Here is a 15,498-nt window from a genome sequence, read left to right as displayed (position 1 = left end):
TTAATCGAACGATACACTTGCGCCGTTTCATAGGTAGGATGAGGCGTTCGCAGGGGCGCTTCACCGCGTGAACAGTGCACCCAGCTCATCGATGTCCCGTTCGGTCATCGAGCTATGATGCGGGGCCATCACCGTGGATTGGCCGATATAGGCCCAATACAGGAATTCGGCGCGGGGACGTGCGCGCCGACTCTCGACACCGGCCTCGACCAGCACCTTCGCCATATAGGCGATACGGCGGGCGTCGACGGCGGCGACCATCTCGGCCACCGCCGGATCGGTGGAGGCCATGGCGCGGATGGAGCGGTCCAGACTGCGGTCCTCGTTGAAGGCGAGCTTCATGAGGTGGGTCAGGCGCGCGGCGCCGGTGGTCGAGGCATCGGTCTGTTCCAATACCTGATCGGTTGTCCGCTCCTGCCAGCGCTCCAGGAGCCGCAGGCGGAATTCGCCGATGTCCTTGAAGTGCCAATAGAAACTTCCGCGCGAGACGCTCAGTCCCGCGGCTAGATCGCCAACCTTGAGCGCGGCTGCGCCCTGCCGCGCCAGAATGCGAAGGCCGTGATCGAGCCACGCGGTACGGGTCAGCCTGTCTTTGGTCGCTTGCTCGTCCATGCCACAACCATACACAAGTGTATTGACGAAATCCATGCACCGGGAGTAGGCTTCCATGCAAGGGTGTATGGAAACGCGGAGAAGCTCCGATGGGCATGAGCGGCCTCGACACATGGTACGGCTTCATGAAGTCGCATGACCAAGTGGCGCTATGGGAATTGCTGCATCCCGATGCCGTGTTCGAAAGCCCGGTAGTGCATTCGCCGCAGCGCGGCCGCGAGATCGTCTTCAAATATCTCACCGCTGCCGAGAAGGTGCTTGGCGGCCCCGGCTTCACTTACATCGGCGAGTGGCGCAACGAAACGTCCGCCGTGCTCGAATTCGAGAACGAAATCGAGGGCATCAAGATAAATGGGATCGACATGATCACTTTCGATGTCGATGGGCGCATCACGCATTTCAAGGTGATGGTCCGGCCCCTGAAGGCCATCAATTTGCTGCACCGTCTCATGGGTGAAATGCTGGCGCGGCAATAAGGCACCTGCAGAATCAAGTCACCATCACACGGCGATGCTGTAGACTGCAGCACGTCGCCGCGACTGAACAACGTATTCCAACCGGGAGGAATCCATGCCCAGTTACAAAGCGCCGCTCGAAGACGTCGGCTTTCTGCTCAACGACGTGTTTCAGTTCGATCGCTACAACAATCTCCCCGGTTTCAGCGATGCCTCGGCAGATGTGCGCGAGGCGATCATCAGTGAAGCGGCAAAGCTCAGCGAGAACGTGCTGCAACCGCTGAACCGCGTCGGCGATCTCGAGGGCTGCAAGCGCAACGACGACGGCAGCGTCACCACGCCTAAGGGTTTCAAGGATGCCTTCAAGCAGGTAACCGAAGGCGGCTGGCTCGGCCTCTCAGCACCGGTGGAATATGGCGGCCAGGGCCTTCCGGTGACGCTGTCGCAAACCGTTGCCGAATTCCAGATCTCCGCGAACATGGCCTTCTCGATGTATGGCGGCCTCACCATGGGCGCCACGGCGGCGCTGGTCGTGCATGGAAATGATCAGCAGAAGAGCAAATATCTGCCGAAGATGATCGCCGGGGAATGGACCGGCACCATGAACCTCACCGAGCCGCATTGCGGCACCGATCTCGGCCTGCTCCGCACCAAGGCGGTGAAGCAGGATGATGGCAGCTACAAGATCTCCGGCACAAAGATCTTCATTTCGGCCGGTGAACACGACCTAGCCGACAATATCATCCATCTCGTGCTCGCGCGGATCGAAGGTGCACCCGCCGGCATCAAGGGCGTGTCGCTCTTCGTGGTGCCGAAGGTGCTGGTGAATGACGATGGCTCGCTGGGCGCGCGCAACGGCGTCGTCTGCGGCTCCATCGAGCACAAGATGGGCATCCACGGTAATTCCACCTGCGTGATGAACTACGACAATGCCACTGGCTGGCTGATCGGCGAAGAAAACAAGGGCATGCAAGGCATGTTCGTGATGATGAACGAAGCCCGCCTCGGCGTTGCCGTACAGGGCCTCGCGCAGTCGGAAGTCGCTTATCAGAACGCCGTCGCCTATGCGAAGGACCGCCTGCAGGGCCGCTCGCTCACCGGCCCGAAGTCGCCGGACAAGCCGGCGGATTCGATCATGGTGCATCCGGACGTGCGCCGCACGCTGCTCACCATCCGCGCGTTCAACGAAGCTGCCCGCGCCATGGTGGTGTGGACCGCGCTGAAGAGCGACGTCGCGCATCGCTCGGACGATCCGAAGGAACGCCAGGCCGCCGACGATCACATGGGTCTGATGACGCCGGTGCTGAAGGGTGTGCTCACCGATGGCGGCTTTGCCAATGCCGTAGCGGCACAGCAGATGTTCGGCGGCCACGGCTATATCGCCGAATGGGGCATGGAGCAATTCGTGCGCGATGCGCGCATCGCCATGATCTATGAAGGCGCCAACGGCATCCAGGCGCTCGACCTCGTCGGCCGCAAGCTGCCGCGCGACGGCGGTCGCGCCGCGATGGCTTTCTTCGGCGAGGTCGCGGCGTTCGCAAAGGAGCATGGCGCGGACGAGGCGATGAAGCCCTATGTCGGACCGCTATCAAATGCGCTCGGCCATTTGCAGCAGGCCACCATGTGGCTGATGAACAATGCCATGGCCAAGCCCGACAATGCCGGCGCCGGCGCGACGGACTACATGCAGCTGTTCGGCCTCACAGCGTTTGCCTATATGTGGGCGAAGATGGCCAAGGTAGCGCAGGACAAGATCGCCGCGTCCGGCGCAACGCCTTATCTGACCACGAAGCTCGTCACCGGTCGTTTCTTCATGGAGCGGATGCTGCCGGAGACGGCATTGCATCTCGCGCGCATCCAGACGGGAGCTGCAACGACGATGGAGCTTCCGGCGGAAGCATTTTAATCATAGCTACGACCACACACGTGACTGTCATCCCCGCCTAGCGCACCGGAGGTGCGCGCGGAGCGGGGAGCCAGTAAACACAGACCCCACAGATAGAATTCCGATAATCGAGTTTACTGGATCGCCCGGTCAAGGCGGGCGATGACAGCCAAAGTTAATCCGAAGGGAGACACCATGCCCGAGGCCTATATCTACGATCACGTTCGCACGCCGCGCGGCCGCGGCAAGTCCGATGGTTCGCTGCATGAGGTGACGGCGCTCGCCCTCGCCACCACGCCGCTGAAGGCGCTCAAGGAGCGCAACAATCTCAAGCCCGGCAGCGTCGATGACGTCGTACTCGGCGTCGTCGATCCCGTCGGCGAAGCCGGCGGCGACATCGCCCGCATGGCTGCACTCTCGGCCGGCTATGGCAATGATGTCCCCGGTATCCAGATCAACCGCTTCTGCGCCTCCGGCCTCGATGCCGTGAACTTTGCAGCCGCGCAGGTGATGGCCGGCCAGCACGAACTCACCATCGGCGGCGGCGCCGAAAGCATGAGCCGTGTCGGTATCGGCGCTTCCGGCGGTGCGTGGCCGGTGGATCCGTCGATCGCCGTGCCCGCCTATTTCATGCCGCAGGGCGTCTCGGCCGATCTCATCGCAACGAAGTATGGCTTCTCCCGCGATGACGTCGACGCCTATTCCGTGCAGAGCCAGCAGCGCGCTGCCAAGGCTTGGGAGGAAGGACGTTTCAAGAACTCGATCGTCCCGGTCAAGGACATCAACGGCCTCACTATCCTGGCCAAGGACGAGCACATGCGCCCGTCCACCACGATGCAGTCGCTGGCCGCGCTGCAGCCGTCTTTCGCGACCGTAGCGCAGATGGGCGGGTTCGATGGCGTCGCGATCCAGTCGCATCCGGAAATCGAGGCAGTGAACTACGTCCACCACGCCGGTAATTCCTCGGGCATCGTCGATGGTGCCGCCGCCGTTCTGCTCGGCAGCGCCGAAGCCGGCAAGAAGAACGGCCTGAAGCCGCGTGCAAAAATTCGCGCTTTCGCCAATATCGGCTCCGAGCCCGCGATGATGCTCACCGGTCCAGTGGATGTGACGAAGAAGGTGCTGGAGCGCTCCGGCATGAAGCTGTCGGACATCGACCTGTTCGAGCTCAACGAGGCCTTTGCCTCGGTGGTGCTGCGCTTCATCCAGGCCTTCGACATCGACAATGAGAAGATCAATGTCTGCGGCGGCGCCATTGCCATGGGCCATCCGCTCGGTGCTACCGGCGCGATGATCCTCGGCACCGTGCTCGACGAACTCGAGCGCACCAACAAGTCCACGGCCCTCGTCACCCTCTGCATCGGCGGCGGCATGGGCACCGCCACCATCATCGAACGCGTGTAAGGAGCGGCCAACATGACCTTCAAGAATTTCAAGGTTGAGACCGACGCCGACGGCATCGCCCTCGTCACCTGGGACATTCCGGGCCGTTCGATGAACGTGCTCGACACCACGACGATCGAAGAACTCGGCGCCATCGTCGATCAGACCACGGCGGATGCCTCCGTGAAGGGCGTCGTCGTCACCTCCGGCAAGGACGCATTCTCGGCCGGCGCCGATCTCTCCATGCTGGAAGGCATGAACAAGATTTTTGCCGAGACGAAGAAGGCAAAGGGCGAGGAAGCCGCCCAGCAGATGCTGTTCCACGAGAGCCGCAAGCTCTCGCTCACGCTGCGCAAGATCGAGACCGCCGGCAAGCCGTGGGTCGCGGCCATCAACGGTCTCGCCCTCGGCGGTGCGTTCGAGCTCACCCTCGCCTGCCATTATCGCGTAGCTGCGGAGAACCCGAAGACGAAGCTCGGCCTGCCCGAGATCAAGGTCGGCCTGTTCCCCGGCGGCGGAGGCACCCAGCGCCTCGCGCGCATGCTGCAGCCGCAGGACACGATGCAGATGCTGCTGAAAGGCGATCAGGTCAATCTCGCCAAGGCCAAGGCGATGAACATCGTCGGTGCCGTGGTGCCAGCTGCTGATCTGATCAAGACCTCGAAGGAATGGATCAAGGCCGGCGGCAAGCCCGTCGCGCCGTGGGACGAGAAGGGCTTCAAGCTGCCTGGCGGCCCCGTCTATTCCAAGCAGGGCATGATGATGTTCCCGGCCGGCAACGCCATCTATCGCCGCGAGACCTTCGACAACTATCCGGCCGCCCGCGCGATCATGCAGTGTGTCTATGAAGGCCTGCAGCTGCCGATGGACGCCGCGCTGCGCGTGGAGTCGCGCTATTTCGCCCATATCCTGCAGACGAAGGAAGCGGCGGCGATGATCCGCAGCCTGTTCCTCTCCATGCAGGAGCTCAACAAAGGCGCACGCCGTCCGCAGAACGTGCCGCCGACCAAGGTCAAGAAACTCGCCATCATCGGCGCCGGCTTCATGGGCGCGTCGGTCGGCTATGTCTCAGCCAAGGGTGGCATCGAGGTGGTGCTGATCGATCGTGATCAAGCCTCGGCCGATAAGGGCCGCACGCATTGCCAGTCTGTCATCGACGGGCTGATCGCCAAGGGCCGCGCCAAGGAAGCCGATCGCGACGCGCTGATGTCGCGCATCACCGCGACGGCCGATTTCGAAGTGATCCGCGAATGCGACCTGGTCATCGAAGCGGTGTTCGAGGATCGCTCCGTCAAGGCCGAGATCTACAAGAAGGTGCAACCGCTGCTGAAGGAAGGCGCGATCATCGCCTCCAACACCTCGACCCTGCCGATCAACTCGCTGGCCGAGGAATTCACCGACCAGTCGAAATTCATCGGCATCCACTTCTTCTCGCCGGTCGAGAAGATGATGCTGGTAGAGATCATCGTCGGCAAGAACACCGGCGATGTCGCGCTCGCCACCGCGCTCGATTATGTCCGCGTCATCGGCAAGACCCCGATCGTCGTGAATGATAGCCGCGGCTTCTTCGCCAATCGCTGCGTGCTGCGTTTCACGGCCGAAGGCCTCGAAATGCTGCTCGAAGGTGTGCCGCCGGCGATGATCGAAAACACCGCCAAAATGGCCGGCATGCCGGTCGGTCCGCTGTCGCTGTCGGACGAGATCGCGCTCGACTTGGTGCTGAAGATCATGAAGGCCACCGAAGCCGATCTCGGCTCGCAGGCGGTCGATCAAGCGCAGAAGAAGCTGATCGTCGAGATGGTGGAAAAGCAGGAGCGTTTTGGCCGCAAGAACGGCAAGGGCTTTTACGAGTATCCGCCGAAGGGCAAGGGCTCGAAAGCGCTATGGAAAGGGATCGCACCGTTGCTGCCGAAGGCGCTCGATCCCGACACGCTCGATGTCGAGGAGCTGAAGCAGCGTTTCCTGGTGGTGCAGGCGGTGGAAGCCGCCCGCACGGTCGAGGACAATGTGATCGTCGACCCGCGCGAGGCCGACGTGGGCTCCATCCTCGGCTTCGGCTTCGCACCGTTCACCGGCGGCACGCTGAGCTATATCGACTTCATGGGCACCAAGAAATTCGTCGAGCTCTGCCACAAGCTGGAGAAGAAGTACGGCTCGCGGTTCACGCCGCCCAAACTGCTGGAGGAAATGGCGGCGAAGGGCGAGACGTTCTACGGACGGTTCGCGCCGAAGAAGGCAGCCGCCTGAGCACACAATGACTGTCATCCCCCGCGAAAGCGGGGAATCCAGTAGACATCCAGTATCAAGTACTATGGGTCTATCGCTGATGTCAGAATGTATTGGATCGCCCGGTCAAGCCGGGCGATGACAGTGAGCGGGTGCTTTCACCCCACCGCGCCCAGACACCACGCCAGAATCCCCTTCTGCGCATGCAGACGGTTCTCGGCTTCGTCGAACACCACCGACTGCGGTCCGTCGATCACTTCGTCAGTGACTTCCTCGCCGCGATGGGCGGGCAGGCAGTGCATGAACAGCGCGTCCTTGTTCGCGAAACCCATCAAGCGCTCATTGACCTGATACGGGCGCAGCAGGTTGTGGCGCGTCTCGCCTTCCTTGTCGCCCATGGACACCCAGGTATCGGTGACGACGCAATCGACGCCCTTCACCATGGCATCGGGATCGTTGGAGAAGGTGATATTTGCACCGGATGCCTTCGCCCAGTCCTTGAACGCCTTCTTCGGCGAGAGTTGCGGCGGAGTCGCGATGTTGAGCTTGAACTGGAAGCGCTCGGCGGCATGGGCCCAGGACATCAGCACATTGTTGTCGTCGCCGACCCAGGCCACAGTACGGCCCTTGATGGAACCGCGATGCTCCTCGTAGGTCATCACATCGGCCATCACCTGGCACGGATGCGAGAAACGCGTCAGGCCGTTGATGACGGGCACGGTGGCGTTGTTCGCCAGCTCCATCAACGCGTCATGATTGAGGATGCGGATCATGATGATGTCGACGAAGCGCGACAGCACGCGCGCCGTGTCGGCAATCGTCTCGCCGCGGCCGAGCTGCATTTCGGCACCGGTGAGCATGACGACTTCGCCGCCGAGTTGACGCATGCCGACCTCGAAAGACACACGCGTGCGCGTCGAGGGCTTTTCAAAGATCATCGCGAGCGTCTTGTTCTTCAGCGGGCGATCGGGATCTGCACCATTGCTCTTCAACCTCGCCTTCATGGCACCGGCTGCGTTGAGAATGTTGCGGAGTTCGTTGGCCGGGACAGCCGTGAGATCGAGGAAGTGCCGTGGAGTCGTGCTCATCACACGGCTCCCTTTGCGAGCACGACGCAGGCCTGCTCCAGGCGCTGCACGGCTTCGTCGATATCGGACTCGGTCACGATCAGCGGCGGCAGGAAGCGCACGACATTGTCGCCCGCGCCCACGGTGAGCAGCTTGGCATCGCGCAGCGCACCGACGAGGTCAGCAGCAGGCACCACGGCCTTGAGGCCGACCAGCATGCCTTCGCCGCGCACTTCTGACAGCACAGTAGGATAACGATCCACCACGCCGGCGAGTTTCTGTTTCAGCAACAGCGCCATCTTCGTCACCTGATCGAAGAAACCGGGCTTCAGCATCACATCGAGCACGGAGTTCGCCGCCGCGACGGCGAGCGGATTGCCGCCGAAGGTGGAGCCATGCGAGCCCGGCGCCATGCCTTCAGCCGCAGCGGCGGTGACAAGGCAAGCACCTATCGGGAAACCGCCACCGAGTGCTTTGGCCAGCGACATCACATCCGGCGTCACGCCAAGACGCTGGTAGGCGAACAGCGTGCCGGTGCGGCCCATGCCGGTCTGCACCTCGTCGAAGATCAAAAGGATGCCATTCTTGTCGCACAGCTCGCGCAGCGCCTTGAAGAACACATTGGACGCAGCCCGCACGCCGCCTTCGCCCTGCAGCGGCTCGATGAGGATGCCGGCGGTCTCCGGACCGATCACCGCCTTCACCGCATCGAGATCGCCAAGCGGCACCTGGTCGAAGCCTTCCAGCGGTTTCCCGTAGCCTTCGAGATACTTGGCGGCGCCGGTCGCGGCGAGCGTGCCGAGCGTGCGGCCGTGGAACGCGCCTTCAAAGGTGATGATGCGCGTGCGCTCGGGATGCCCCTTGGAGAAATGATAGTGCCGCGTCACTTTCAACGCGCACTCCATCGCTTCCGCACCCGAATTGGCGAAGAACACGAAATCAGCGAACGAATTTTCGCAAAGCCGCGCGGCGAGGCGCTCACCATCCGGGCTCTTGAACAGGTTCGACATGTGCCACAATTTGGTGGCCTGCTCCTGCAGCGCTGCGACCATATGCGGATGCGCGTGACCGAGCGAATTGACCGCAACACCGCTGGTAAAATCGAGATAGCGCTCGCCGGTCGTCGAGATCAGCCAGGCCCCCTCACCGCGCTCGAACGCCACATCTGCGCGCGCGAAGACAGGCAGAAGGTGAGCCTGAGAAATTTGCGAGGATGGTGCGTTGCTGGTCATAACGGTTCCGATCAATCAGCCTGTGGCCCCCACCGATGTCGGGCACTATCGATGACAACAGTGCGACACGGGGCAGCGGACCCTCAAAACGAAACGTGCCGCCCTTCTCGGGCGGCACGCGCGCGATATTCTATGGGGGCCACCCGGGGTGTCAACCGCGCATAGTGGCTTTCAAGCCACCCCGGGGCGCACAAAAAGCCGCTTTTTCTGCTTGGTTGACACAAAGCATGTGGATGTGACTCGGCCGACTCTTGCGCGTGAGTCGCGGCATCATGTAGTTTTTGGCTTGTCGGATACGACATCTCGTGCGGCAGTAGACCCTTATACACTATCGGTACGGCGTAAGGCCGGAAGCAGTCATGCATCCGGTGAGCGCTAAGGGATTCTGACAGCGAGGTTTTTGACGATTTCAAGTCGCAGCGTCGGAGCCGATCCGGCCCGACGCCTACGAAGGGATTTGGCGATGACGGTAATCACTTGGACCGACGATCGCGTCGAACAGCTGAAGAAACTCTGGGAGGGCGGCCTTTCCGCCAGCCAGATTGCAGCGGAACTCGGTAACGTCACCCGTAACGCCGTGATCGGCAAGGTGCATCGGCTCGGCCTGTCCGGCCGCGCCAAGAGCCCTTCGTCCGCCGCGCCGCGCCCGCGCAAGCCGCGACCGGCCCAAATGGTGCGAATGCCGCGCCCCGTGGCCCGTGGCAACACTGCGCTGGCGCACAACTACGACGTCGAGATGGAGCCGGATCCGATCGCGGTCGACAATGTGATCCCGATCAGCCAACGCCTGCAGCTCGTCGAACTCAGCGACGCCACCTGCCACTGGCCGGTCGGCGATCCGGCCAGTTCCGATTTCTATTTCTGCGGCGGCAAGGCCGTGGCGGGCGCTCCTTACTGCGCGCACCATTCGCGCATCGCCTATCAGCCGGCAGCGGATCGCCGTCGCACTGCACCGAAGCCGCCGCGGTAAGCGAAAGAGTAATGAGCTAACAAAAATGCCCGGCGACGAGCCGGGCATTTTTCGTATTTTGCTATCGGGAAGAGCCATCATCTCCGCCCTCATAGTGAGGAGGCGCGCAGCGCCGTCTCGAACCATGAGTTGTGGGCGTTCCGTATCCATCCTTCGAGACGCGGCCTACGGCCGCTCCTCTGGATGAGGGCGAACCGTATGGAAGCAGAGTTACTCCGCCGCCTTGTCGAAACGATCATCGAGCGCATAGCCGGCGCCGCGAACGGTGCGGATCGGATCGGGCTCGCCGGCCGGATTGAGCAGCTTGCGCAGACGACCGATGTGAACGTCGACCGTGCGCTCATCGATATAGATGTCGCGGCCCCAGACACTGTCGAGCAGCTGTTCGCGGCTGAACACGCGGCCGGGATGCTCGAGGAAGAACTCAAGCAGCCGATATTCGGTCGGACCAAGATCGATCGGACGCGACGCACGGACGACCCGGCGCTTGTCGCGGTCGAGTTCGATATCGCCGAAGGCAAGTACGGTGGCAAGACGTTCCGGTGCCGCACGACGCAAGAGACCCTTCACACGGGCCAGCAACTCCGGGACGGAGAATGGCTTGACGATGTAATCGTCCGCGCCGGTGGCGAGGCCACGAACGCGCTCGCTCTCCTCACCGCGGGCGGTGAGCATGATGATCGGCAGCGCCTTGGTTTCCGGCCGCGCCCGCAAGCGACGGCAGAGTTCGATGCCGGACAACCCCGGCAGCATCCAGTCGAGGACCACGAGGTCCGGTACGCGCTCTTTCAAGCGGGTGTCGGCATCGTCGCCGCGGGCAACCGTCTCGACATCGTAACCTTCGGCGTCGAGATTGTAGCGCAGCAGTGTGGTCAGAGCTTCCTCGTCTTCCACTACCAGAATGCGCGCGTTCATATGGCTCGTTCCTATCTTTCGTTCAGGGACGTCGCGGCGAGCCTCAGCTCGCCGGTGTCGCAAAGTTGGTCATGTCGCCCTTCGGACGCTTGTCGACCATCTGCTGACCTTCGATCATGTAGAATACGGTCTCGGCGATATTGGTCGCGTGATCGCCAATCCGTTCGATGTTCTTGGCGCAGAACATCAGATGGATGCAGAACGAAATGTTGCGCGGATCTTCCATCATGTAAGTGAGAAGCTCGCGGAATAGCGACGTACAGATCGCGTCGATTTCCTCATCGCCCTTCCATACGCTCATCGCTGCCGGCAGGTCATGCGCGGCATAGGCGTCAAGCACCGCCTTGACCTGGGTATTCACCAGATCGGTCATATGCTCGAGGCCGCGGATCAGCTTCAGCGGGTGGAAATCGCTATCCAGCGCATTGACACGCTTGCCGATATTCTTGCTGAGATCGCCGATGCGCTCGAGATCCGTGGCAACGCGAAGCGCGCCGACGATCTCGCGCAGGTCCACCGCCATCGGCTGACGCTTGGCGATGGTGAGAACGGCACGCTCTTCGATCATCCGTTGCAGCTGGTCGATTTCCGCGTCGGTCGCCACCACGCGCGCGCCCAGGGCTACGTCACGGCGGATCAGGGCGTCGACGGATTCGACGATTTGACGCTCGGCGAGGCCTCCCATCTCGGCGACGAGACGGGTCAGTTCTTGAAGATCGTCGTCGAAGGCCTTAGTCGTATGTTCAAAAGCCATAGCTCAATCCTCTCGCGAGTTGATCGCGTCAGCCGAAACGGCCGGTGATGTAATCCTGAGTGCGGCGGTCGCTCGGCGAGGTGAAGATCTTGTTGGTCTGATCGAATTCGACCAGCTCACCGAGATACATGAAGGCGGTGGTGTCGGAGACGCGCGCCGCCTGCTGCATGTTATGGGTCACAATGGCGATCGTGTACTGATCCTTGAGTTCGTCGATCAGTTCTTCGACCTTGGCGGTCGAGATCGGATCGAGCGCCGAGCAAGGTTCGTCGAACAGGATCACTTCCGGACGCACCGCGATGGTGCGCGCGATGCACAGACGCTGCTGCTGGCCGCCCGACAGGCTGAGGCCCGAGGCGTTCAGCTTGTCCTTGACCTCGTTCCAGAGCGCACCGCCACGCAGCGCCTTCTCGACGCGTACATCCATCTCCGCCTTGGAAATCTTCTCATACAGGCGGATACCGAAGGCGATGTTTTCATAGATCGTCATCGGGAACGGGGTCGGCTTCTGGAACACCATGCCGATACGGGCGCGCAGCAGGTTGAGATCGAGCTTCGGATCCAGAATGTTCTGGCTGTCCAGCATGACCTGGCCTTCCGCGCGCTGCCCCGGATAGAGGTCATACATGCGGTTGAAAATGCGCAACAACGTGGACTTGCCGCAGCCCGACGGCCCGATGAAGGCGGTGACGCGGTTGGTGGCGAGATTCAGGTTGATCTTCTTCAGGGCGTGGTGTTCGCCGTAGTAGAAATTCAGATCGCGCACGCTGACCTTGGGACGCGCATCGGTCTGCGGCATGAGCGACGGCATCGAGACGCCGGGATTGCCGGCGGAAAGAGAGAGATCACTCATTTTGCTTTCCTCTCGGCGCCGAGAATGCGCGCGCCAATGTTCAGGGCAAGGACGGTCAGGGTGATGATCAGCGCACCGCTCCAGGCGAGCTGCTTCCAGTATTCGTAGGGGCTCTGGACGAAGTTGTTGATGGTCACCGGCAGGTTGGCCATCGTGCGTGAGAGATCCAGGCTGAAGAACTGGTTGCTCAAGGCAGTGAACAGCAGCGGCGCGGTTTCACCAGCGACGCGGGCAGTCGCCAGCAGCACGCCGGTGATAAGGCCGGCACGTGCCGCACGATAGGCGATCCGCTTGATCACCAGCGAGCGCGGCAGCCCAAGCGCCGAAGCCGCTTCGCGCAGCGGGTTGGGCACGAGACCGAGCATGTCCTCGGTGGTGCGGACCACGACCGGGATCACGATCACGGCAAGCGCCAGCGCGCCTGCGATGGCCGAGAAACCCCGCATCGGCACCACCACCGCGCCATAGATGAACAGGCCGATGATGATCGAGGGCGCCGACAGCAACACGTCGTTGATGAAACGGATCACCGAGGTGAGCTTGTCGTGCTTGCCATATTCCGCGAGGTAGGTACCAGCGAACAGACCAAGCGGCGCACCGATGCCGACGCCGATCACGGTCATGATGACCGAACCGACGATCGCGTTGAGCAGGCCGCCCTCGGTCGAACCGGGAGGCGGCGTGTTCTGGGTGAAGATCTGGACGCTGAGGCCCGCGATACCATTATAGAAAAGCGTGAACAGAATCAGAGCCAGCCAGGTAACGCCGAACACAGCGGCACCCAGGCAGAGAATGCGAACGATCTTGTCGTTGCGACGCCGCGAAACGTAAATCGGATTGAGGCTCATGTTACTTACCAGCCTTCTTTTCGAGGCGCAGCAGCATCAGCCGAGCAGCTGAGAGCACCAGGAAGGTGAGGATGAACAGCAGCAGGCCGAGCAGGATCAAGCCGGACTGATGCAAGCCATCGGATTCCGCGAATTCCGAGGCGATGGCCGCGGAGATCGTCGTGCCGGGACCGAACAACGAGCCGGTGATACGGAACGAGTTACCGATGATGAAGGTCACCGCCATTGTCTCACCGAGTGCACGGCCGAGCGCCAGCATGACGCCACCGATCACGCCGACGCGGGTATAGGGGATGACGACATTGCGGACGACTTCCCAGGTGGTGCAGCCGACGCCGTAAGCCGCCTCCTTCAGCACCGGCGGCACCGTCTTGAATACATCGACCGAGATCGAGGTAATGAAGGGCAGCACCATGATGGCAAGGATCAGCGAAGCATTGAACAGCGAGAGATAGGACGGCGGACCGGCGAAGATAGTGCCAAGCACTGGTACGCCTTCGAAGGTCGCGATCATGAAGGGCTGAAAATGATTGGCCAGGAACGGGCCAAGCACGAAGAAGCCCCACATGCCGTAAATGATCGAGGGAATGCCGGCGAGCAGTTCGACGGCCATGCCGATCGGGCGACGCAGCCACTGCGGGCACAATTCGGTAAGGAAGATAGCGATGCCGATGCCGACCGGGATGGCGATCGCCATGGCGATCACCGAGGTGACAAGCGTACCGTAGATCGGGCCGAGCGCGCCGAGCACTGGCGGATCTGCGGACGGCGCCCAGCGCTGCGTGAACAGAAAGGAAAAGCCGAACTCCTTGAGCGCCGGCCATGCGCCGGCAATCAACGACAGGATGATACCGCCGAGAATGAACAGAACCGAGAGCGCTGAAATGCGCGTCAGCCAATAGAAAACCTGGTCGCCGGTCTTGAATGCATTGAGCGCCTTGGCGCGATCATACGGTCCAGCGGCGTCCATCGAAGAGCTCTGTACGGCCATATCTGCCACGCCCAGTCCCCTAAGTTACTACCTGATACCCGAAACATGACACCCTGAATGGGCCTGCCAGGGCGCGAAGTCCGATCAAGAAAAGAGACGAAATAAATCAATTGGAAAGAAGCGGAGGAGAGATGCCCCTCTCCTCCGCCGAAGAGCCACAGCTTAGCTCTTGATGTCCGAAGACCAGGTCTTCTCGATCAGCTTGACGACCGAGTCCGGCATCGGGATGTAATCGAGTTCTTCGGCGGCCTTGCCGCCCTTCTCGAACGACCACTTAAAGAACTTCAGCGCTTCAGCCGACGCCGCCTTGTCGGTCGGGGTCTTGTGCATGAGAATGAAGGTCGCAGCGGTGATCGGCCACGAAGCATCGCCCGGCTGATCGGTCAGGATCACGTAGTAACCTGGAGCCTTGGCCCAGTCAGCATTGGAAGCAGCAGCCTGGAAGGCGGCGACGGTCGGCTGCACCGGCTTGCCAGCCTTGTTGATCAGACCGGCATAGGTCAGCTTGTTCTGCTTGGCATAGGCGTATTCGACGTAACCGATGGCGTTCTTGGTCTGGCCAACGTTGCCGGCAACGCCTTCGTTGCCCTTGGCGCCAACGCCGACCGGCCATTCGACCGCGGTGCCGGTGCCGACCTTGGACTTCCAGTCAGCCGAAGCCTTCGAGAGATAGTCCGTGAAGTTGAAGGTGGTGCCCGAACCGTCCGAACGACGAACGACGGTGATATCGGCCGAGGGCAGCTTCAGCTTCGAATTCAGCTTGGCGATCGCGGCATCGTCCCACTTCTTGATCTTGCCGAGATAAATGTCGGCGAGAACTTCGCCAGAGAGAACGAGTTCACCCGACTTGATACCTTCGAGGTTCACGACCGGAACGATCGCGCCCATCACCATCGGCCACTGAACCAGGCCGTCCTTCTCGAGCTGCTCAGCCTTGAGCGGCGCGTCGGTAGCGCCGAAGGTCACGGTCTTGGCCTGGATTTGCTTGATGCCGGCGCCCGAACCGATTGACTGATAATTCAGACCGTTGCCGGTTTCTTTCTTATAGGCGTCGGCCCACTTCGAATAGACCGGGAACGGAAAGGTCGCGCCGGCACCAGTGATGTCGGCGGCGAAGGCCGAGGTCGAGGCGGCCACGAGGCCCGCAGCGACGATCGCTTTGAGGAATTTCATGGGTATCTCCAATTTGCCGTGAGCGATGCACAGATGCGCCCGATTGCGCTCACTCCGCCCATGTAGGTGCGGTCGGTTGACCTTTTATGATAGTTGGATGACAGTTGGATGACTACGACAAGCCATTGATAATA

14 protein-coding genes are annotated in these 15,498 nt (G+C 61.6%); 5 read left to right on the top strand and 9 right to left on the bottom strand.

The genetic code is table 11. The features are described 5' to 3' along the window. Positions 1-60: 60 nt before the first annotated feature. Positions 61-612, bottom strand: a complete 552-nt coding sequence (locus E0H22_RS03060) for a TetR/AcrR family transcriptional regulator (protein WP_233024283.1) — start codon at positions 610-612, stop codon at positions 61-63. Positions 613-701: 89 nt separating this feature from the next. Between E0H22_RS03060 and E0H22_RS03055 the strand changes: the two genes are divergently transcribed. From E0H22_RS03055 to E0H22_RS03040, 4 genes are all read left to right on the top strand, one after another. Beyond that, complete coding sequence (locus E0H22_RS03055; RefSeq protein WP_233024282.1) at positions 702-1,088, top strand: nuclear transport factor 2 family protein; 387 nt, start codon at positions 702-704, stop codon at positions 1,086-1,088. 94 nt (positions 1,089-1,182) lie between these two features. Then, a complete protein-coding gene (locus E0H22_RS03050) occupies positions 1,183-2,973 on the top strand; it encodes an acyl-CoA dehydrogenase C-terminal domain-containing protein (protein WP_233024281.1) in 1,791 nt (596 codons plus the stop codon). 174 nt (positions 2,974-3,147) lie between these two features. Next, positions 3,148-4,356 (top strand): acetyl-CoA C-acetyltransferase, encoded by a 1,209-nt coding sequence (locus tag E0H22_RS03045; RefSeq protein WP_233026097.1) that lies wholly within the window; start codon positions 3,148-3,150, stop codon positions 4,354-4,356. Between the two features lie 12 nt (positions 4,357-4,368). Beyond that, positions 4,369-6,582 (top strand): 3-hydroxyacyl-CoA dehydrogenase NAD-binding domain-containing protein, encoded by a 2,214-nt coding sequence (locus tag E0H22_RS03040; protein WP_233024280.1) that lies wholly within the window; start codon positions 4,369-4,371, stop codon positions 6,580-6,582. A 137-nt stretch (positions 6,583-6,719) separates the two neighbouring features. Here E0H22_RS03040 and argF read toward each other — a convergent pair whose 3' ends face one another. Both argF and E0H22_RS03030 read right to left on the bottom strand, forming a co-directional pair. Continuing rightward, positions 6,720-7,649 (bottom strand): ornithine carbamoyltransferase, encoded by a 930-nt coding sequence (gene argF, locus E0H22_RS03035; RefSeq protein WP_233024279.1) that lies wholly within the window; start codon positions 7,647-7,649, stop codon positions 6,720-6,722. Next, positions 7,649-8,860: an aspartate aminotransferase family protein gene (locus E0H22_RS03030; RefSeq protein ID WP_233024278.1), complete on the bottom strand. Its 1,212-nt coding sequence runs from the start codon at positions 8,858-8,860 to the stop codon at positions 7,649-7,651. The genes argF and E0H22_RS03030 overlap by 1 nt, the downstream gene beginning before the upstream one ends. Before the next feature lie 463 nt (positions 8,861-9,323). Here E0H22_RS03030 and E0H22_RS03025 point away from each other — a divergent pair, with 463 nt between their 5' ends. Further along, on the top strand, positions 9,324-9,830 hold the full coding sequence (locus tag E0H22_RS03025) for a GcrA family cell cycle regulator (protein WP_233024277.1): 507 nt from the start codon (positions 9,324-9,326) through the stop codon (positions 9,828-9,830). Between the two features lie 210 nt (positions 9,831-10,040). Here E0H22_RS03025 and phoB read toward each other — a convergent pair whose 3' ends face one another. The 6 genes from phoB to pstS form a co-directional block, all read right to left on the bottom strand. Further along, positions 10,041-10,745: a phosphate regulon transcriptional regulator PhoB gene (gene phoB / locus E0H22_RS03020; protein ID WP_233024276.1), complete on the bottom strand. Its 705-nt coding sequence runs from the start codon at positions 10,743-10,745 to the stop codon at positions 10,041-10,043. A 43-nt stretch (positions 10,746-10,788) separates the two neighbouring features. Further along, positions 10,789-11,499 (bottom strand): phosphate signaling complex protein PhoU, encoded by a 711-nt coding sequence (gene phoU / locus E0H22_RS03015; protein ID WP_233024275.1) that lies wholly within the window; start codon positions 11,497-11,499, stop codon positions 10,789-10,791. A gap of 28 nt (positions 11,500-11,527) precedes the next feature. Continuing rightward, a complete protein-coding gene (gene pstB / locus E0H22_RS03010; protein WP_233024274.1) occupies positions 11,528-12,352 on the bottom strand; it encodes a phosphate ABC transporter ATP-binding protein PstB in 825 nt (274 codons plus the stop codon). Continuing rightward, entirely contained in the window at positions 12,349-13,200 is an 852-nt protein-coding gene (gene pstA / locus E0H22_RS03005) for a phosphate ABC transporter permease PstA (RefSeq protein ID WP_233024273.1), read from the bottom strand. Before pstA ends, pstB begins: the two co-directional genes overlap by 4 nt. 1 nt (position 13,201) lies before the next feature. Further along, positions 13,202-14,200, bottom strand: a complete 999-nt coding sequence (gene pstC, locus E0H22_RS03000; protein ID WP_233024272.1) for a phosphate ABC transporter permease subunit PstC — start codon at positions 14,198-14,200, stop codon at positions 13,202-13,204. 153 nt (positions 14,201-14,353) lie between these two features. Continuing rightward, a complete protein-coding gene (gene pstS, locus E0H22_RS02995) occupies positions 14,354-15,364 on the bottom strand; it encodes a phosphate ABC transporter substrate-binding protein PstS (protein ID WP_233024271.1) in 1,011 nt (336 codons plus the stop codon). Positions 15,365-15,498 lie beyond the last annotated feature (134 nt).

It is taken from the genome of Rhodopseudomonas boonkerdii (assembly GCF_021184025.1).
GTDB classification, from domain to species: Bacteria; Pseudomonadota; Alphaproteobacteria; order Rhizobiales; family Xanthobacteraceae; genus Tardiphaga; species Tardiphaga boonkerdii.
Note: the sequence above shows the minus strand (reverse complement) of the source record. Positions and strands in the feature narration are given on the sequence as shown.

Bases quoted from the DNA above. Each gene is read 5' to 3' on its own strand.
- E0H22_RS03055 (WP_233024282.1), top strand. From the start codon at position 702: ATGGGCATGAGCGGCCTCGACACATGGTACGGCTTCATGAAGTCGCAT.
- phoU (WP_233024275.1), bottom strand. From the start codon at position 11,499: ATGGCTTTTGAACATACGACTAAGGCCTTCGACGACGATCTTCAAGAA.
- phoB (WP_233024276.1), bottom strand. From the start codon at position 10,745: ATGAACGCGCGCATTCTGGTAGTGGAAGACGAGGAAGCTCTGACCACA.
- E0H22_RS03025 (WP_233024277.1), top strand. From the start codon at position 9,324: ATGACGGTAATCACTTGGACCGACGATCGCGTCGAACAGCTGAAGAAA.
- E0H22_RS03050 (WP_233024281.1), top strand. From the start codon at position 1,183: ATGCCCAGTTACAAAGCGCCGCTCGAAGACGTCGGCTTTCTGCTCAAC.
- E0H22_RS03045 (WP_233026097.1), top strand. From the start codon at position 3,148: ATGCCCGAGGCCTATATCTACGATCACGTTCGCACGCCGCGCGGCCGC.
- E0H22_RS03060 (WP_233024283.1), bottom strand. From the start codon at position 612: ATGGACGAGCAAGCGACCAAAGACAGGCTGACCCGTACCGCGTGGCTC.
- pstS (WP_233024271.1), bottom strand. From the start codon at position 15,364: ATGAAATTCCTCAAAGCGATCGTCGCTGCGGGCCTCGTGGCCGCCTCG.
- argF (WP_233024279.1), bottom strand. From the start codon at position 7,649: ATGAGCACGACTCCACGGCACTTCCTCGATCTCACGGCTGTCCCGGCC.
- E0H22_RS03030 (WP_233024278.1), bottom strand. From the start codon at position 8,860: ATGACCAGCAACGCACCATCCTCGCAAATTTCTCAGGCTCACCTTCTG.
- E0H22_RS03040 (WP_233024280.1), top strand. From the start codon at position 4,369: ATGACCTTCAAGAATTTCAAGGTTGAGACCGACGCCGACGGCATCGCC.
- pstB (WP_233024274.1), bottom strand. From the start codon at position 12,352: ATGAGTGATCTCTCTCTTTCCGCCGGCAATCCCGGCGTCTCGATGCCG.
- pstA (WP_233024273.1), bottom strand. From the start codon at position 13,200: ATGAGCCTCAATCCGATTTACGTTTCGCGGCGTCGCAACGACAAGATC.